This window comes from Pseudomonas sp. SDI, assembly GCF_003105155.1.
Classification (GTDB): Bacteria; Pseudomonadota; Gammaproteobacteria; order Pseudomonadales; family Pseudomonadaceae; genus Aquipseudomonas.
Genome location: NZ_QETK01000026.1, coordinates 35,929 through 54,041 on the forward strand (window position 1 = coordinate 35,929; position 18,113 = coordinate 54,041).

An 18,113-nucleotide genomic window follows, 5' to 3' on the forward strand; every position below is an offset into this window, starting at 1 on the left:
CCCGAAAAAGGGAGATGTCACCACCGCGGCCGTTCAGCCCGGCGCTACTTATCTACCCCGATTGCCTGGCGCACTCCTGCAGCCAGTCAATCAATACCTGCACGCGGCCAGGCATCGGCACGCGGCGCGGGTGCACCAGGAAGTAGTCATAGCGCCCGGTTTGGCTGAAGCCACCGAATGGCAGCAGCTCGCCCTGGTCAAGGCTGCGCTGTACCAGACGCTGGCGGCCGATGGTGACGCCTGCGTGGTTGATCGCGGCGGTCACGCAGAGGTCGCTGCGGTCGAACGTCAGTGCTTGTGTGGGCAGTGCTTCGCGCAATCCGCAATGCCGTGCCCATAGCTGCCATTCGGCATCGAAGGCAGCGTTCTCCCAGGCCCGGGCATCGTGCAGCAGCGTGCACTGGCGCAGGTTTTCCGGGGAAGCGAGCAGGCCATGCTGCTCGGCATAGCGTGGACTGCACACGGGCGCCAGGGCCTCGCTCATCAGTGGCTGACTGACCAGCCCGGGGAAGCGTCCATCGGCATAAAGCAAGGCCAGATCGACGTGCTGGGTGCGGAAGTCGACCGGGTCGTTGCCGACACGAACGTCCAGGGCGATATCTGGATAGCGCCGATGAAAGTCGGCCAGCCGCGGCACCAACCAGCACTGCGCAATCGACGGTCGCGCATAGAGCGCCACGCTTCCGGAAAACTCGGCGGCCGGGGCCTGCTGCAAGGCCTGCGACAGTTCGGTCAGCGCGCCGCCGAGGATCGCATAGATCTGTTCGCCCTCGCGGGTCAGACGGATGCGCCGGGTCAGCCGCTCGAACAGGCGTAGCGCCAGCGCTTGCTCCAGGCGCGCGATACGGTGGCTGACGGCGCTCGGGCTCAGGCACAGTTCCTCTGCGGCCAAGGCGAAGCTCAAGTGCCGCGCCGCCACCAGAAAGGTATGCAGGTTGGCGAACTGCGCGCTGTTCAGATTGGCGCCCAGCCGTGGCGGCAGGTTCAGCATGGACGTTCGGCCAGCGCCCGGCCCTGCTCCAGGTAGGCATTCATTTCCACCTCCGGGACCATGCTGCCGCCGGTGCCCCAGACAATATGGGTGGCGCGGCTCAGGCGCGGCTCGTCGAGGCCCAGACGCTGGCGATAACCCTGCTGCTCCTGACGTACATGGAGGAACCCGGGCACGCCGGCCACAGCCGACGGCTCAAGCTTGAAGCCCTCGCTGGCCTCCAGCTGGGCCAGATGACGGAACAGCGTATCGTCGTCGACCGTGTAGAAGCCGTCGAGCAGGCGCTGCAGCGAACGCCCGACGAAGCCGGATGGACGGCCCACCGCCAGGCCATCGGCAGCCGTGCGGTTGTCGATACCGATGTCATAGACACTGATGCCGTCGTGCAGGCCGCTGTAGACCCCCAGCAGCATGCACGGCGAATGGGTCGGCTCGGCGAACAGACAATGCACCGCGTCGGCAAAGATCTGCTTGAGACCGAAGGCCACCCCGCCGGGCCCGCCGCCGACACCACAGGGCAGGTAGACGAATAGCGGATGCTCGGCATCCACCACGATGCCGGCTTCGCCCAGTTGACGCTGTAGCCGGCGCGCCGCCACGGCGTAACCGAGAAACAGGTTGCGCGAGTTCTCGTCATCGACGAAATGGCAGCGCGGGTCCGCTTTGGCCTGCTGACGCCCCTGCTCCACCGCCACGCTGTAGTCGGAAGCGTATTCGATGACGTCGACCCCATGGCTGCGCAGCAGGTCCTTCTTCCACTGCCGGGCATCGGCGGACATGTGCACGCTGGCCTTGAAACCGAGCCGCGCGCTGATGATACCGATCGACAAGCCGAGGTTGCCGGTGGAGCCGACAGCGACGCTGTAACCGCCAAAGAAGGCCCGCGCGGCGTCGCTGTCGAGCTTGGCGTAATTGTCGTCAGGGCTCAGCAGGCCATGCGCCAACGCCAGATCTTCAGCATGCTTGAGCACTTCATAAATGCCGCCACGGGCCTTGATCGAGCCGGAGATCGGCAGCAGGTTGTCGGCCTTGAGCCACAGCGATCCCTGTACCGGCAGGTGCTGCTCGGCGCACAGTTCGGCGTGCAGGTTCACCAGCGGCAGCAACGGCGACTCGATAATCCCGTGGCTCGCCCGCGTCTGCGCGAAGGCCGAGGCGATGAACGGCGCAAAGCGCTCAAGACGGGCGCTGGCGTCATCCACCTCGGCAATCCCCAGCGGCACGTCGGCCAATGCCTGCGCGGCCGGCAGCAGCGCCGGGTTGAACCAGCAGAGCGGCTCCAGACGGCTCAGCGGGGCAATCAGCGGGTGGCTCTGGCACCAGTCATCGATGGTTTTATCAAGGCGCATCGGTCTCTCCTGAAGGGGGCTGCACCGATTAAGCCTCAAGGCTGACGCCACTACAAAGGATGCTTGCGCGGGCGACAGGTGCGCTGAGGTCATCCATGGTCGATTGCCCGCCGCCGAAATACGGCTAAGAATGCGCCCGGGGCTTTTTCGTTTGTGCGCCGCTTTTGCATTTCTGTGCGACAGATCCCACAAGCGGGCTCCCACAGTCCTACATTGCAGTGTTAGTTTCGAAACGTTTCGTTTCATCAAACCGAAATGTCCTACTGACCTCTGCAAAGGAATGCCACCCCTCATGCCTTTCTCCCTCAAGCAACTGGCTGCGAGCACCTTGATCCTCGCCAGCCTGTCATCGTTCAGCCACCTGGCCCAGGCCAATATCACCCCGCAACAGAGCGCGGCGATTCTCAAGATCTTCGCTGACACCTCGGTCAGCGACTTCCGCGAGTTCCTCGGCAAGCTGAGCAAGAGCAACCTCGCCGGCAACGATCAGTTGGCCCCGGCAATCAAATCGTTCCTCGACCACACGCCGCTGAACGCCGAGCAGCAGAACGAAATCCATCGCCTGCTGGGCATCTATGCCCGGGTCAAATACGGCGCTGCCGCCAGCGAAACCCTGCGCGAGCTGGTCGCCATTCCGACCGTCAACGTCGACGGCGTGCCGCAGCACGACAACCCCGAATTCATCAAGATCGCCGAGAAAATCAAAAGCCTGGCCCAGGCGTTCAACCTGAACTTCCGCAACGTCGATAACCGCGTCTACGAAATCTCTCTCGACGGCAGCGGCAAGGAACTGGTCGGCATTCACGCCCACGCCGACGTGGTGCCGGTCACCCCGGAGAACTGGGTATTGCAGGACGGCACCAAGCTCGACCCGTTCAAAGTCACTCTGGTCGGCGACCGCATGTACGGCCGCGGCACCGAGGACGACAAGAACGGTATCGTCGTGGCGATGTACGCGATGAAGATCATCAAGGAAGAAAAGCTGCCACTGGCACGCAACTTCAAGCTGCTGATCGACACCACCGAAGAAACCAGCGGCGACGCCATCCCCTACTACTTCGCGCGCAACCCCACGCCCGACTACAACCTGGCGCTCGACGGCGGCTACCCGGTGGTGATTGCCGAGAAAGGCTATGGCACCGTCATGGCCAATTTCCCGCTGCGCGCCGCCCAGGGCAAAGGCGCTGAAATCAGCACGCTGACCGGCGGCCTGGCGACCAACCAGATCCCGTCCACCTCGGTGGCCACCCTGCTCAGCGACCAGCCTGCCGAACTGGCCGCGACCCTGCAGAAGGCCGGCGACGACTTCGCCAAGCGCAACGGTGGCGACTTCAGCGTGGCAGCCAAGGCCGACGGCAAGCAGGTCAGGCTGACCGTGACCGGCGTGTCGGCGCACTCCTCCGAGCCCGAGTCCGGGGTCAACCCGGTGGCGCGCCTGCTCGTGTTCATCCACGAGCAAGACGGCAAAGGCCTGTTCAAGCACAACCAGATCACCGACGCCGCGCGCTACGTCGCCGACAACTGGGGCCTGGACTACCTGGGCGGCAAGCTGGGGGTAGGTTACTCAGACGCCTTCATGGGCCCGCTGACCACTTCGCTGACCTACGTCGGCCAGGACGCCAAGCTGTTCAAGCTGGCGGTCAACCTGCGGGTACCGGTGGGCAAGACCACCGAGGCGCTGCAAAGCGAGATTTCGCAGAAGATCGCTGCCTGGAGCAAACAGAGCAAGGTCGCGGCAACCTTCGACTATTCGCTCGACGCGCCGATGTACCGCAACCCCGAGGGTGAGTGGGTCAAGGCGCTGCTCGCGGTGGCCAGCGAAAACCTCGGCATGCCGCACACCTTCGGCACCTCGGCCGGGGCCACCTCGGTGCATGAGTTGCCGAACGGCGTGCAGTTCGGCCTGGCGCGCCCAGAGGTCAAATACACCGGGCACAACGACAACGAGTTCAAGACCGTTGAGCAGTTCCTCCTGGACCTGCAGATCGTCACGGAAATGATGGGCCGTATCGGTCAACTGCCGAAACTCTGAGTGCCCTTCGCGGGCTCGCCGTCCTGGCGGGTCCGCTCGGCTCATCCCCGGCAAAAGCGAAACAGAATATTTCAAAATTAAACACCATGAGTTTCGACCCGTGGTGTTTTGCCGTGCGCCAGAGCAGCGCTTCGGAAAGCGTCCTACAGCGGCGCTTTTACCATCTACTTGTGTGCGCCGGCCCCGGCTTGGCAGCCCCCGCCTGGCTACTGGAAGATCGAATTTCGCCTCGGTGAAACCGTCGAGCGCCCTTTAGGCAAAGGACTTCCAATGAGAAACGACAATAAGCCTTGCAAACGTGCATACCCGTCCTTCAGCAGCCAGGCTGGCCGCTCGAAGCTGCTCCAACAGCTCGATGCCCAGCGCAAACAGTACAGCCGCAGTTGGCGACACAACGCCAATGCGCACCACGCCCAAGGGCATTACGACTGGATGGCCGCGCAGGTCGCAGGCCACCCCAGAACCCTGGAAATTGGTTGCGGGGTCGGCCATTCAACGCTGGCCCTGTTGAAGAACGGTCACCAGGTGGTGTGCGTCGAGGAGAACCTGCACTGCATCAGCGCGACCCAACTGCTGTTGAGCGAACATGGTTTTTCGGTGGCGGTGATCGAACGTAGTACCGCCCACAGCCTGGACGAAGCCTCGTATCGCCTGGACTATGCCGCCATCGTCGATGCGCCCAGGGCGGACTGCCTGATCATCGAAGGCGACGCCCTGAAGGACCCACAGCTGGAGCGCTGGCTGAAGACCCAGCCGGTGTTCGACTCGGTGGCCTGCTGGCTGATCGGCACGCACCTGCTGCGCGCACGCAATGTGCTGCTGGATGCCGCGCTGATTACTACCCCGCTCGACTACCGCGTCCAGGTGCAGCACAACGTCTATGCGCTGGCCGATGCCGTGCTGCGCGCTGGCGGGATCCTCAATGTGATCGACCGTGAGCCGACGCCTTCGACCCAACGCATCTACGCCAGTATTCTCGCCAGCCATCGTGATCAGGCCCGCGGCAGTTCCCTGGACGTCGGCAGCCTGAGCTACACCCCACAACTTGAGACGCCGTGCGCCGAAACCATGCAGCTGCTGGAACACACCGCCCAGGCACTGGGGCATGAGGGGCCGCTGACGTTCTCGCTGTGTTCGGTGACGTCGGTCAAGCACTGAGGCTGGCCGCCAATTTGCCGGAATGAAAAACGCGGGACGAAAAAAAAGAGGCCTTCAGGCCTCTTTTTTCGTGATCATCACAATGCATTGTGATTTTGATGATCTGTATCTGGAGCGGGAAACGAGACTCGAACTCGCGACCCCGACCTTGGCAAGGTCGTGCTCTACCAACTGAGCTATTCCCGCGTCGTGTTTCTGCTGGCCATTCTAGCGATTTCAGAATAGCCGTCAAGCCCTTGATTCAAAAAAGTTTATTTCGATTCCGAGCCTTCGCGCAGATGCGGCCAGGCGGCGCGTAGGTAATGCACCATCGACCATAGCGTCAGACCGGCGGCAATCATCAGCAGCGAGTAACCGACAATCACCCAGAAGCTCAGCACCGCCGGGTTGGCCAGCAGAATCACCAGCGCCAGCATCTGCGCAGCGGTTTTCCATTTGCCCAGGTTCGAGACCGCCACGTGCGCTCGCGCGCCCAGTTCGGCCATCCACTCACGCAACGCCGAAACAACGATCTCGCGGCCGATGATCACCGCCGCTGGCAAGGTCAACCAGAAGTTGGCATGCACCTGCACCAGCAGCACCAGGGCCACGGCGACCATGAGCTTGTCGGCCACCGGATCGAGGAAGGCACCGAATGGCGTACTCTGCTGCAGACGCCGCGCCAGGTAGCCGTCAAGCCAGTCGGTGGCAGCGGCAATGGCGAACACGCTGCTGGCTGCCATGTAGCTCCAGTGATACGGCACATAGAACAGCAAAATGAAGATCGGAATGAGCAGGACGCGAAGAACGGTAAGCAGGTTCGGAATATTCATCGGCACAACTGGCTGCAAGGTGAGCAGGCATTCTACTCGCTATGCAGGCTGTCATAAATCGACTCGGCAAGCTTTTTACTGATTCCCGGTGCCTTGGCGATCTCTTCGACACTGGCGCGGGTCAATTCCTGCAGGCCGCCGAAATGTTTCAACAGATCGCGACGCCGCTTCGGCCCGACCCCCGCCACGCCTTCCAGGCTGGAGGTGCGCCGCGCCTTGCCGCGCCGCGCGCGGTGCCCGGTAATGGCAAAACGGTGCGCTTCATCACGGATCTGCTGGATCAGGTGCAGCGCCGGCGAGTCGCCGCGCAGAGTGAACTCGTTGGCCGCCTCGTTGAGGTAGAGGGTTTCGAAACCGGCCTTGCGCGTGGTGCCCTTGGCCACCCCGAGCAGGATCAGGTCGGGAACCGCCAGTTCCTGCAGTACGTCGCGGGCCATGTTCAACTGGCCCTTGCCGCCGTCCACCAGCAACACATCGGGCAGCTTGCCCTCGCCGTCCTTGATGCGCCCAAAGCGCCGGGTCAGGGCCTGATGCATGGCCGCATAGTCGTCGCCGGGGGTAACGCCTTCAATGTTGAAACGGCGGTAATCGGCCTTGATCGGCCCTTCCGGGCCGAACACCACGCACGAGGCCACCGTCGCTTCGCCGCTGGAGTGGCTGATGTCATAGCACTCCAGACGCTGCGGGGTTTCGTCCAGCTCCAGCACCTGGGCCAGCGCCTCGAACCGTGCGGCCATGTGCTGGCGGTTGGCCAGACGCGCCATCAGCGCCTGCTCGGCATTGGTCACCGCCAACTGCTGCCAGCGCGCCCGCGTGCCGCGCACCCGGTGGCTGATGGTGAGCTCGCGGCCACGCAGGGTTTCCACGGCAGTGCACAGGGTGTCGAAGTCCTCATGGACGACGTTGACGATCAGTTCCGCCGGCAATTCGCGCTCGACATTGCCCAGGTAATACTGGGCGAGGAAGGCCGCCATGACCTCGACCACCGCCTCCTCGATCCCCACCTGCGGGAAGAAGTTCTTGCTGCCAAGCACACGCCCGCCCCGCACGCTGATCAGGTGCACACAGGCGCCACCGGGGTTGACGAACGCGGCGATAACATCCACATCGCCGCTGCCACCCTCCATGCTCTGCTGGTCCTGCACGCGGCGCAGCAAGGCGATCTGATCGCGCAACTCGGCCGCCCGTTCAAACTCCAGGGCCATCGCCGCACGCTCCATGTCGGCATTCAGTTCGTTGGTCAACTGATGGCTGCGACCTTCAAGGAACATCACCGAGTGACGCACGTCCTCGGCGTATTCCTGCGGCTCGACCAACCCGACACACGGCGCCTTGCAGCGCTTGATCTGGTATTGCAGGCACGGTCGGGTGCGGTTGTTGTAGTAGCTGTCCTCGCACTGGCGCACAAAGAAGGTCTTCTGCAACAGGCTGAGGCTTTCGCGGATCGCCCCGGCGCTGGGGTACGGGCCAAAATAGCGGCCCTTGCCCTTCTTCGCCCCGCGATGAATACCCAACCGTGGGAAATCCCCATCGGAGAGGAACACATAGGGGTAGGACTTATCGTCACGCAGCAGGATGTTGTACGGCGGCCGCCATTCCTTGATCAGGGTCTGCTCAAGCAGCAGCGCCTCAGTCTCGTTGGCGGTGATGGTGGTTTCCACCTGGGCGATACGCGCCACCAGCGCGGCGGTCTTTGGCGCCAGACCGGTTTTGCGGAAGTAGCTGGCCAGGCGTTTCTTCAGGTTCTTCGCCTTGCCGACGTAGAGCAGGCGCGCGCCCTCGTCGAACATCCGGTACACACCCGGACGTCCGCTGCAGGTTGCCAGAAAGGCGCTGGAATCAAACACAGGGGTCATGTCAGAGGTTGGCGTCGACCATACCGTGGCGCACGGCCAGCAGCGTGAGTTCCACGTCACTGGTAACCGAAAGTTTCTCGAAGATGCGATAACGGTACGTATTGACCGTCTTCGGTGACAAGCACAGCTTGTCGGAAATGATCTGCACCTTCTGGCAGCCGACGATCATCAGGGCAATCTGGATTTCCCGTTCCGACAGCGAGTCGAACGGCGAGGCGCTCTTGTGATCGAAGGATTTCAACGCCAGTTGCTGGGCAATCTGCGGGCTGATGTAGCGCTGGCCGGCGAACACCAGACGGATGGCCTGGACCATTTCGTCGAGCCCAGCGCCCTTGGTCAGGTAACCGGCGGCACCGGCCTGCAACAGGCGGGTCGGGAACGGATCCTCTTCACACACGGTGACCGCGACGACCTTGATGTCGGGATGGCTACGCAGCAGTTTGCGGGTGGCTTCGAGGCCACCGATACCGGGCATTTTCACATCCATCAGGACCACGTCGGGCTTGAGCTCGCGTGTCGCCTTCAATGCTGCTTCGCCGGAATCGGCTTCCCCCACCACTTGCAAGCCGTCGATATCGGCCAGCATGCGGGTAATTCCCGTACGCACCAGATCGTGATCATCGACCACCAGGACCCTAATCAAGCAGACACCCCGCGTTACGGTCTGAAATTGGATCCCGCCACCTTAGCAAAAAATTCCGGGTTAGACCTAACTGAAAGCGTCGCCTGGATGCGCTTGATTTCCCCAGCGGCGATGCGGTCAGGTTTGCGTTAGCCAGCGGCCATTCGCGATGCCGGGCGCAGGCTGTTGCTCGACAAACTGCTGAGCAAATGCCGTACCGCCTGCTGGTCGGCCGGCTGCAACTGGCGATAACAGTCGAGCAACTGGTCCTCCTCCAGGTTCAGGCCCTGGGCGCCGCTGGGGGTGGCGACGCCGCTCAGCACGTACAACGCATCCACCCCGCGCGCCGCCACCGCAGCCAGGTAGTCGGCCTTGGGCGTACGTTCGCCGCTTTCGTATTTACCCTGGGCGTTGGGTTCGACCCCACCGATATCGCCAAAGGCTCGCTGGGTCAGCCCCAGACGCTCGCGTTCTGCCCTGATACGCGCACCGATTCCATTCATATGAATTCGTAATCCTTTACTAAGCCATTCCGACACGACGCATGCAGATGCGTCTTCACCAGGGCAGAACTATGCACGGGATGCGCTGGCGGGCACAAGCCAGGGCAGGCGCCGAGGCGCTTTCAGGGCACCAGATCACGCTGCATGCGCACAAAGCATTCGTCTTCGCCGACGGCAATGAAACCCTGGCGAACGTAGAGGTGGCGCGCCGGGTTGCTGTTGAACACGGTGAGGCGCAGCCGTGGCAGGCGGCGCTGACGGGCCCATTGCGCCAACTGCTCCAGCACCACGCTGCCGATGCCACGGTTGCGCGCAGCAGGAATCAGGTGCAGTTCGCGAATGTACAGGGCCTGGCTGTCCTGGCTGAGGCTGCAGAAGCCCAATTGCTCGTCGCCATCGACGATCAACCACTGCTCGCGCCAGCCCCAGGCCTGGTCGAAGGCCTCTTCCAGCCAGAGCAGGTCGAACTCGCGGTAGTACGGCAGCATGGCCCGCCGGGTCAGGTCGCGGGCGAAGGTGCGGTGCTGGTCGGTGGCGGGGATCAGGCTGGCGGGCATTTCTGGTCTTCTCTTATGGGCCGGCTATGCGGGCCATCGCGGGACTAGCCCGCGCCTACATAAAACGCTGCCCTCTGTGGGAGCGGGCTAGTCCCGCGATGGTGACACCACCGATCCGGCGAACGCCCCTGCCGCTCCAGCTCGCCCTCCAGCCAGTCGGCCAGCACCCGCGCATTGTGCTGCGCAGTGTCCTTGGCCACATACACCAGCGTCAAGGTGTCATTGCGTGCCAGCTCCAGCAACGCCCACCCATGCTCCAGGCGGGCTGTCAGCGCCTGCCGGTACGCCTGCCGACAATCATCGCCACACCTCCTGTCGGTTACCTGCAGCGTAGCCGGCGAATCCGCCATTCCCTTGACCCGGGTCACGTCCGGCTTACGCAGCGTTCCTAAGCTGAGCGCTCCAGGCACCTGCCTGAAGGCTACCGGACCCGTCACCATGACCACCCCGACCCTCGCTGCCCGCGCCGCTACCCCCAGCGACCCGCGTCCGCGGCTGCACTCGCGTTCCTCGCGCAAGACCCTCACGCTGTTCTGCCTGTTGCTGCTCGGCGGCCTGCTCTACACCGCCGCGAGCCTGTTTCGCGACATCAACGCCAGCGGCGCGGCGCTGACCACCTGGACACCGTTCGTGCTGCTCGGCGTTGCCCTGCTGATCGCCCTCGGTTTCGAGTTCGTCAACGGCTTTCACGACACCGCCAATGCAGTGGCCACGGTCATCTATACCCACTCGCTGCCGCCGCAGTTCGCCGTGATCTGGTCCGGCTGCTGGAATTTCCTCGGCGTACTGCTTTCCAGCGGTGCGGTGGCCTTCGGCATCGTTGCCCTGCTGCCGGTCGAGCTGATCCTGCAGGTCGGCTCCAGTGCCGGCTTCGCCATGGTCTTCGCCCTGCTGCTGTCGGCCATCGCCTGGAACCTCGGCACCTGGTGGCTGGGTCTGCCGGCCTCGTCGTCGCATACCCTGATCGGCTCGATCATCGGTGTCGGCGTGGCCAACGCACTGATGCACGGGCGCGACGGCACCGCCGGGGTCGACTGGGCGCAGGCGAGCAAGGTCGGCTACGCGCTGCTGCTCTCGCCGCTGCTCGGCTTCGTCTGCGCAGCAGGGCTGCTGCTGGCCCTGCGCGCGCTGGTGAAACGACCGGCGCTGTACCAGGCGCCGCTCGGCGATACACCACCACCGTGGTGGATCCGTGGGCTGCTGATTCTCACCTGTACCGGGGTATCGTTTGCCCACGGCTCCAACGATGGCCAGAAAGGCATGGGCCTGATCATGCTGATCCTGGTCGGCACCCTGCCGATGGCCTACGCCCTGAACCGGACCATGCCCGCCGAACAGTCGCTGCAGTTTGCCGCCGTGGCCGAAGCCACCCAGCAAGCGCTGGAACGGCATGTCCCGTCACCGAGCGGCGGCGACCCACGACAGACCCTCACCGCGTTCATCCGCGCGCCACAGGCCGGCCCCGAGCTGCTTCCCGCGCTGGCCGAACTGGCTGGCATGATCGGCCGGGAAGTCGAAGGCTATGGCTCGTTGGCACGCGTGCCGGCCGAGGCCATGGCCAACGTGCGCAACGACATGTACCTGACCAGCGAAACGATTCGCCTGATGGACAAGCAACTGTTGCTGGAGCTCGACGCCGCTGCCGTGGCCCAGTTGCACCTGTTCAAACGCCAGATCGACGACGCCACACGCTTCATTCCGCTGTGGGTCAAGGTGGCGGTGGCCATCGCCCTGGGGCTGGGCACCATGGTCGGCTGGAAACGGATTGTGGTGACGGTTGGCGAGAAGATCGGCAAGACCCACCTCACTTACGCCCAAGGCGCCTCGGCCGAACTGGTGGCGATGTGCACCATCGGCGCCGCGGACATGTACGGGCTGCCGGTATCGACTACCCATGTGCTGTCGTCCGGGGTGGCCGGGAGCATGCTGGCCAACGGTTCCGGGCTGCAATGGAAGACCGTCGGCAACCTGGCATTGGCCTGGGTGCTGACCCTGCCGGTGGCGATCCTGCTGTCGGGCTGCCTGTACTGGTTGCTGACACAGTTGTTCTGAGCCGGCGCTTTAAACGCCAGGTGTTTGGCCCCGCCCAGCCCTGGCGATAAGAATCGCCGAACTAATCGCCCATTGATCTGACACGCGACGGATACAGGCAAAGCGCCACACTACACTTCCCTTTCCTTGCACCGCATCCCCCTCCCACGCATTTCCAAGGAAAGGAAATTTGCCATGACGATTGCCGAAAAACCCGGAACCACCACCCCAACCATCAACGTCAGCAACCAGAGCGGCGCCGACCTTGCCGTGGTCAGCGCCTACAGCAGCGACGACGCCAATCCCCAGCAGGTCTATAACCAGGACCTGAGCCTGCTGAAAACCAGCACCGGCGCCAGCACCATTGCCAGCAACACGCCCGCCGATGTAATGCTGGTCGGCGCCAGTGGCCAGGTGATCTTCGACCTGCTGTATTCGCGCCCGGCCAACCTCTACCCGGTGCTCAACAAATCGGCGATGTCGCTCAGCAGCAAACCGCTTGCGCTGGTGGTGACGGCACAGCAAGCCGCCACCATGACCAACGCCTTCACCTTTATCCAGACGATCTCCGCCTACCCGTCATCCAGCCTGGCGCAAGGCTATACCGCCGCCGCGCAAAGCGCCGCCAGCGGCACCTCGAACCAGGACATCGATTCGGCGATGAGCACCTTCTTCGCCTCGACCAAGCAGTTCAAGGACCTCGATATCATCACGGTGACCACGGCCCAGACCTACCTCACCGCGTTCGCCTTCGGCTGGGCGCAGAGCAAGGCCAGTTACACCTACTATCTGTATTCCCCGGGCACCGCCAGCAGCGGTAGCAGCAGCGCCTCGCCGAACACGCTGGGCACGCTGAAAATGGTGAAGAAGAGCAACCCGCCAGTCCCTGCCGACCCCACCGACCATTCCGGCGCTTACACCCTCACCTACACCGACAGCAATAACAAGGTCACGCCGTTGTTCTATTCCAACGGCCAGTTCGTCTCCAGCCTCACCGAGGATGTGCCGGCGCTGTGCTTCAAAGGCCTGTTCACGGTCAAGAGCCAGTTCAGCGGCGACACCAACGACACCGAGGTACTGCCGATCCTGCACGGCACGATCAATGGCGCCTCGGTACTGGGGCTGAACTTCCAGCTGCCGGCCAACGACGACAGCAACGAGTGGTATGCGCTGTTCCATCCGAAGAATTTCTACCAGTTCCTGCAATCGGCGGCGTTCATCGTTGGCGTGCTGATGGCGGCCGAATGGGTCGGTAGCAAGGTCTACGCCCTGGGCAAGTACATCAAGGACAAGTGGAACGGCGAAGTACCGAAAACCCAGGAGCAGCAACTCAAGGACTTCACCGACCGCCTCGAAGCCAACCAGAAGGCGTTCTTCGACCAGATGGCCGAGCGTTTCGGTCAGCAAAACCCGGTGAATGTGCCAGACCCTGCCGCCCTCGGTCCAAGCATCGAGACGCTGCGCGCGCAGCAGGTGTCCAGCCTCTCGGAAATCCAGCGTGAGCGCCTCAACGATTCCATCGACACCCAGCTCGGGCAGATCGAAGACCTCGCGGAAATCTCCGACACCCCGGCGCTCAACGATGCGGCCACCAAACTCGCCAAGGCACGCGACGACCTGGCCGACGCGAACACCCCGGACGAAATCCAGAAGGCCCTGCAAGACGCCACCGACGCGGTGAACGAGGCGCACGGCACCATCGCCGAAACCATGCAGGCCGAGTCGGCGCGGATCAACGAAGACCTCAGGCAGCAGCTTGAAGAATCGCAGACTGCGGTCGAGGACTCGCAGCGCCTGAACGAGGAAACCGAGACCGAGAAGCAAGGTGTCGAAGACGGCGAATTCGACGAGCACCTCGAACCGATCGACCTCTGATCCCCCGCCCTCCACTCTCCAGGCCGGCTACCCCGTCGGGGTAGTCGGCCGCGCACAGGGAAGCGCCAACATGAGCACGACACTGATTACGGTGGTCAACCAGCTGGATTTCACCCTGGTGGTCTACGACACCATGTCGCAACCAGTGGGCGACCCGCCCAGCAGCAACCCGGCCGACTACTACCCGGTGTACAAGCAACTGGGCACCGTCGCCGCCGGCCAGACGGCCCAGATTCCCAGCCCGGAACTGCTCCCGCGGCTGGTGATGACCCGGCAGAGCGACGACTTCCCGGTGCAGCTGTTCGTCCCGGACCTGGTCCACGAAAACTTCAGCACCACCGTGACCCCTGCCGACCTGGCCTCGACCACGGCCGCCTGGGCCTTCTACCAGAGCTACGTGAGCCAGCCCTATGCGCCGCTGGCCCTGCAGTTCAGCGAACTGGTGACCGACCCGAACAACCTGCTCACGCTCAACCAGCAGGTCGACACGCTGCTGTCCACCAGCCCCTACAAGGGCGCCAACTACAACGCCTTCAACATCGTCTCGTTCTGGGCCGGCAACTCGCTGTATGCCTGGAACGGCACCTTCTACTGCTACGAGCCGAGCACCAACGGCGGCCAGCTGGTGCTGCCGCAAACCACCGTCGGCAGCCTGCTGATCCAGGGCAACACGGCGACTTTCACCGATAACCTCGGCAGCAAAACCGTACTGACCCTGTACAACCAGCAACTCAGTTCCAGCGGCGCCAACAAGACCTCGGGGCTGATCACCACCGGCACCCTGCGCGACCTCAGTTGGGAAGGTAAACCCGATCAACTGGCGATGTGCTGGTCGGGCACCCATAACGGCAACGTGTTCATCGCCCAGCCCTATCAGCAGCCGACGATTCCCTGGTGGATCGCCGCCTACGACATGGCCTTCATCGCCTTCGAGGGCGTGCAGATCGCAATGACCGTGGACATGGCCGTGCACGTGCTGCAAGGCGCGGCCAACGGCCTGAAATGGCTCGGGCAGAATGCCCAGCAGTTGTACCGCAACGTCTCGCAGCGCCTGCAAGCGGTGGGCGAGAACGCCAATCCGCTGGGCGACGTCGGCGACCCGGTCGACCCGATCAACGTCGACGTGGATGTCGACGTCGATGTGGATATCGACATTGACGTGGACATCGATGTGGACGTGGACATCGACGTCGACATTGATATCGACATCGACATCGACGTGCTGGTGGTCGACATCGACGTGGACATCGATATCGACATCGACACCGACAACGTGGTGGACAATGTCGATGTGACCGACACCGATGTCGACGTGGACATCGACACCGACGTCAATGTCGAGCCGGGGATGGTCCAGGGCCTGGTCAACAAGGTCGGCAACTGGATCATGACCAAGGGTTTCCCGGCGCTGGTCGAGAACCTGACGATCATGGTCGCGTTCCAGACCGCCGGGCAATTGCTCAACGCCTGGAAAGGCTCTTCCGAACAATACCTGGCCTCGCTCGCGCCGCAGCAGTCGACCGGCGTCGGCCTGCTGGTCAACAGCATGCTCAACACAGCCAACTCGGTGCAGACGCGCTGGACCACCTTCGCCCAGTACGTCAAAGAAGCCGCGCCGGACAACACCAGCCAGCAGATGAACATCGCCACGGTGCTGATGACCGCCAATGCCGACGCCGACAAGGCCCAGCAGGCCTGGCGCTGGTCGAGCGACGAGGAGAACGCGCTGGTCGCGCAGATGGCGGCCTGCAGCAGCGCCGACCAGGCCTACATCCTGCTCGGTGGCTACAGCTACAAGGGCCAGGTGTTGTCGATCAAGGTCGGTTGCAGCGTTGCGCTCAAATACCTCAACCGCGTAGCCGGCTAAGCCTTCGGCGAGGAGTTCTGCATGATCCATTCAACCGCGACTTCGGCCGGGACCGGCCCCGTCTATGCCAGCAAACAGGAACATGCCCAAGCCTGGGAAAGCCTGGCCCGTGACATCGCCCGCCAGCCGCCGCCGTCCGAGGCATCCGCCGCGCCGACGCCCCGCCAGAGCGCCGGGCAGCTGACGATCATCGGCTCGGGCATCGAAGCCATGGGCTTCAGCGTCGGCGACGAGGCCCTGCTCAAGGCGGCGGACAAGGTCTTCTACTGCGTCGCCGACCCGGCCACCACCGTCTGGCTCAAGCACCTGCGCCCGGACGCCTTCGACCTCTACGTGCTCTACGACGACAACAAGGTGCGCTACCACACCTATATGCAGATGAGCGAAGCCATGCTGCACCCGGTGCGGCAGGGCGAGCACGTGGTAGCGGTTTTCTACGGCCATCCGGGGATCTTCGTGCTGTCCACACACCGGGCGATTGCCATCGCCCGCCGCGAGGGTTACCGCGCGGTGATGCGCGCAGGCATCTGTGCCCTCGACTGCCTGTGCGCCGACCTTGGTATCGACCCCTGCCATCCCGGTCTGCAAACCCACGAAGCCACCGACATGCTGGTGCGCGACCGGGTGCCGGACCCAAGCCTGCATGTGGTGCTGTGGCAGGTCGGACTGATTGGCGAAATGGGCTTTCGCCGCGAAGGCTATATCAACGAGAACTTCTCAATCCTGGTGCAGTACCTGCAACAGCACTACGGCGACGATTACCCGATCACCCACTACATCGCCTCGCGTTATCCGGGGGTGGCGCCGGTGATCGAGCACTTCCCGCTCAGTGCCCTGCATGACCCGCAGATCCAGGTGCGCTTTACCGGCATCTCGACCTTCTACATCGCGCCCAAGGTCAGCCGGCCGAGCAACCGCGAGATGGCGATTCGCCTGGGCCTGCTCAAGGACCATGAAATCCTCAAGACCCCGACCAACCCGCAGCGCGAGGTCGACCGCTATGGCCCGCGCGAGCTGGCGGCGATTCGCCAGTTCGGCAACTTCCAGGTGCCGCAGGACTACCACTGGCAGGAATCCACTGCCGCCAGCCACTTCATCCTCGCCCTCAAGGACGATATCGGCCTGCGCGAGCGCTTTGCCGGCGACCCGGCCGGCACCGTCGACAGCGATGTGTTCCCCGGCCTGAGCGGCCGCGAGAAGCGCCTGCTGGCCACCGGCGACCCCGGCGCCATGCAGATTGCGGCCAAGGGCGTGTTTGCCAAGGACTCGAACAACAAGGCGTTCCTGCTGCAGATGCTGCGCAGCAAACGCCTCGCCGGCGAGGTGCGCAAGGCCTGCCTGGCCTGCGACACGCACAGCGGCAGCCAGCATCTGGAGGAAGTCGCGCGCTTCCAGGGCTGGCAGTTCGATGCCGCGAGCCTGGCGCAGGACATCGTCCTGCTCAACCGGCACGACAGCCTGCCGTGGACCGGGGTTTACCACAGCCCGGCGGCGCAGCGGCTGATCGTGATCGTCGGCGACATGGGCAAGCCCGAGCAGTGCCTGCTCTACGTCGACGGCCAGCCGGTGCGCCAGGCCCGTTATGAAAAAGGCATCCTCAAATGGGCGGCGGCCAGCGGCAACCTGCATAACGGTTTCCTGCGCAGCGACCTCGGCCCGGGGCGCAGGCGCCGGCTGATCGGCTCGATCTGGGCGGAGCACGACGAACTACCGGCCGAACATGCACTGATCGCCAACGCGCTGCAGCCCGGCGGATTGATGCCGGTGCATCTGGTCGGTGAACATCGCAACCCGCTCGGCGACACGCTGCAGATTGCCGTACATGAACAGCAGGTGCGATGCCAGCTCAACGGCCAGCCATTGGCCGGACAACTGAGCATCAGCGGCTGGTCGCTGTGCGTTGGGCAGACGCGCTTCGACTTGCAGGCGCTGGGTGCTCCGTTGCAACTGGGTCAGCGCTTCCAGCGCCTGGCGTCGTTCGGCGACGAATACTGGGGCCGCTATGTGCTGAGCAATCAGCTCAGCGACAGCCCGGCGGTGCTGCTCGACTGGTCGGCAGAGGGCCTGAGCGTCAACGGTCAGCCGGTCAAGGAAAGCCGCTTTAGCGAGCAGCGCCTGAGCTGGAACGGCGGCCCGGCGCTGGCGGCCAGCGGCACGCTGGAGCTGCTCTGGGACCCCATCACCCTGGACGCAGTGCTGTTCGGCAGCCTCGGCATTCCGGCCAACGGCAAGCTCAACTGCATCGGCGCCCGGCAGGCACCACGGGCCTTGCCAGCGCTCAATCCGTGGGCCGACCAGGGCCTTTCGGCGCAGGCCTGGGCCTGGTTGTACGGGCTCTGTGCGGCGGCCAGCACGGACGCTGCCGGGCTGATGCTGTGGCAGAAGTGGCAGAAGTACGCGTTCAGCACGGCGGTGATGAACCGCCAGTTGCACGCCGTGCTGCGCTAGGGGGCAGCGGGC

14 protein-coding genes and 1 tRNA gene are annotated in these 18,113 nt (G+C 63.7%); 6 read left to right on the forward strand and 9 right to left on the reverse strand.

Annotation, left to right across the window (positions count from 1 at the left end):
* Positions 1–52: 52 nt before the first annotated feature.
* Both dsdC and DCO48_RS17265 read right to left on the reverse strand, forming a co-directional pair.
* A complete protein-coding gene (gene dsdC / locus DCO48_RS17260; protein WP_116551822.1) occupies positions 53–991 on the reverse strand; it encodes a DNA-binding transcriptional regulator DsdC in 939 nt (312 codons plus the stop codon).
* Positions 985–2,340 (reverse strand): D-serine ammonia-lyase, encoded by a 1,356-nt coding sequence (locus tag DCO48_RS17265; RefSeq protein ID WP_116551823.1) that lies wholly within the window; start codon positions 2,338–2,340, stop codon positions 985–987. Before DCO48_RS17265 ends, dsdC begins: the two co-directional genes overlap by 7 nt.
* Before the next feature lie 292 nt (positions 2,341–2,632).
* Between DCO48_RS17265 and DCO48_RS17270 the strand changes: the two genes are divergently transcribed.
* Together DCO48_RS17270 and DCO48_RS17275 are read left to right on the forward strand one after the other, a co-directional pair.
* Entirely contained in the window at positions 2,633–4,372 is a 1,740-nt protein-coding gene (locus tag DCO48_RS17270) for a dipeptidase (protein WP_116551824.1), read from the forward strand.
* A 270-nt stretch (positions 4,373–4,642) separates the two neighbouring features.
* Positions 4,643–5,530 carry a hypothetical protein gene (locus tag DCO48_RS17275; protein ID WP_116551825.1) on the forward strand — a complete coding sequence of 296 codons (888 nt, stop codon included), beginning with the start codon at positions 4,643–4,645 and terminating at the stop codon, positions 5,528–5,530.
* Between the two features lie 110 nt (positions 5,531–5,640).
* On the opposite strand, the gene DCO48_RS17280 is transcribed toward DCO48_RS17275, so the two are convergent.
* The 7 genes from DCO48_RS17280 to DCO48_RS22830 all read right to left on the reverse strand — a co-directional run bounded on the left by DCO48_RS17280 (position 5,641) and on the right by DCO48_RS22830 (position 10,230).
* A tRNA-Gly gene (locus tag DCO48_RS17280) sits at positions 5,641–5,716 on the reverse strand.
* A 65-nt stretch (positions 5,717–5,781) separates the two neighbouring features.
* Complete coding sequence (gene pgsA, locus DCO48_RS17285; protein WP_116551826.1) at positions 5,782–6,342, reverse strand: CDP-diacylglycerol--glycerol-3-phosphate 3-phosphatidyltransferase; 561 nt, start codon at positions 6,340–6,342, stop codon at positions 5,782–5,784.
* 32 nt (positions 6,343–6,374) lie between these two features.
* Entirely contained in the window at positions 6,375–8,198 is a 1,824-nt protein-coding gene (gene uvrC, locus DCO48_RS17290) for an excinuclease ABC subunit UvrC (protein WP_116551827.1), read from the reverse strand.
* Position 8,199: 1 nt separating this feature from the next.
* Positions 8,200–8,841, reverse strand: a complete 642-nt coding sequence (gene uvrY, locus DCO48_RS17295; protein WP_116551828.1) for a UvrY/SirA/GacA family response regulator transcription factor — start codon at positions 8,839–8,841, stop codon at positions 8,200–8,202.
* Between the two features lie 128 nt (positions 8,842–8,969).
* Positions 8,970–9,323 carry a helix-turn-helix domain-containing protein gene (locus DCO48_RS17300; RefSeq protein ID WP_116551829.1) on the reverse strand — a complete coding sequence of 118 codons (354 nt, stop codon included), beginning with the start codon at positions 9,321–9,323 and terminating at the stop codon, positions 8,970–8,972.
* 122 nt (positions 9,324–9,445) lie between these two features.
* Positions 9,446–9,880: a GNAT family N-acetyltransferase gene (locus DCO48_RS17305; protein ID WP_116551830.1), complete on the reverse strand. Its 435-nt coding sequence runs from the start codon at positions 9,878–9,880 to the stop codon at positions 9,446–9,448.
* A gap of 44 nt (positions 9,881–9,924) precedes the next feature.
* Positions 9,925–10,230, reverse strand: coding sequence for a DUF488 family protein (locus tag DCO48_RS22830; protein WP_177410622.1), 306 nt, complete (start codon positions 10,228–10,230; stop codon positions 9,925–9,927).
* 88 nt (positions 10,231–10,318) lie between these two features.
* Here DCO48_RS22830 and DCO48_RS17315 point away from each other — a divergent pair, with 88 nt between their 5' ends.
* The 4 genes from DCO48_RS17315 to DCO48_RS17330 all read left to right on the forward strand — a co-directional run bounded on the left by DCO48_RS17315 (position 10,319) and on the right by DCO48_RS17330 (position 18,101).
* Entirely contained in the window at positions 10,319–11,932 is a 1,614-nt protein-coding gene (locus DCO48_RS17315; protein WP_116551831.1) for an inorganic phosphate transporter, read from the forward strand.
* Positions 11,933–12,106: 174 nt separating this feature from the next.
* Positions 12,107–13,786 (forward strand): hypothetical protein, encoded by a 1,680-nt coding sequence (locus tag DCO48_RS17320; protein WP_116551832.1) that lies wholly within the window; start codon positions 12,107–12,109, stop codon positions 13,784–13,786.
* A gap of 70 nt (positions 13,787–13,856) precedes the next feature.
* Complete coding sequence (locus tag DCO48_RS17325; RefSeq protein ID WP_116551833.1) at positions 13,857–15,653, forward strand: hypothetical protein; 1,797 nt, start codon at positions 13,857–13,859, stop codon at positions 15,651–15,653.
* A gap of 21 nt (positions 15,654–15,674) precedes the next feature.
* Entirely contained in the window at positions 15,675–18,101 is a 2,427-nt protein-coding gene (locus DCO48_RS17330) for an SAM-dependent methyltransferase (protein WP_116551834.1), read from the forward strand.
* Positions 18,102–18,113 lie beyond the last annotated feature (12 nt).

Bases quoted from the DNA above. Each gene is read 5' to 3' on its own strand.
- dsdC (WP_116551822.1), bottom strand. From the start codon at position 991: ATGCTGAACCTGCCGCCACGGCTGGGCGCCAATCTGAACAGCGCGCAG.
- DCO48_RS17265 (WP_116551823.1), bottom strand. From the start codon at position 2,340: ATGCGCCTTGATAAAACCATCGATGACTGGTGCCAGAGCCACCCGCTG.
- DCO48_RS17270 (WP_116551824.1), top strand. From the start codon at position 2,633: ATGCCTTTCTCCCTCAAGCAACTGGCTGCGAGCACCTTGATCCTCGCC.
- DCO48_RS17275 (WP_116551825.1), top strand. From the start codon at position 4,643: ATGAGAAACGACAATAAGCCTTGCAAACGTGCATACCCGTCCTTCAGC.
- pgsA (WP_116551826.1), bottom strand. From the start codon at position 6,342: ATGAATATTCCGAACCTGCTTACCGTTCTTCGCGTCCTGCTCATTCCG.
- uvrC (WP_116551827.1), bottom strand. From the start codon at position 8,198: ATGACCCCTGTGTTTGATTCCAGCGCCTTTCTGGCAACCTGCAGCGGA.
- DCO48_RS17300 (WP_116551829.1), bottom strand. From the start codon at position 9,323: ATGAATGGAATCGGTGCGCGTATCAGGGCAGAACGCGAGCGTCTGGGG.
- DCO48_RS17305 (WP_116551830.1), bottom strand. From the start codon at position 9,880: ATGCCCGCCAGCCTGATCCCCGCCACCGACCAGCACCGCACCTTCGCC.
- DCO48_RS22830 (WP_177410622.1), bottom strand. From the start codon at position 10,230: ATGGCGGATTCGCCGGCTACGCTGCAGGTAACCGACAGGAGGTGTGGC.
- DCO48_RS17315 (WP_116551831.1), top strand. From the start codon at position 10,319: ATGACCACCCCGACCCTCGCTGCCCGCGCCGCTACCCCCAGCGACCCG.
- DCO48_RS17320 (WP_116551832.1), top strand. From the start codon at position 12,107: ATGACGATTGCCGAAAAACCCGGAACCACCACCCCAACCATCAACGTC.
- DCO48_RS17325 (WP_116551833.1), top strand. From the start codon at position 13,857: ATGAGCACGACACTGATTACGGTGGTCAACCAGCTGGATTTCACCCTG.
- DCO48_RS17330 (WP_116551834.1), top strand. From the start codon at position 15,675: ATGATCCATTCAACCGCGACTTCGGCCGGGACCGGCCCCGTCTATGCC.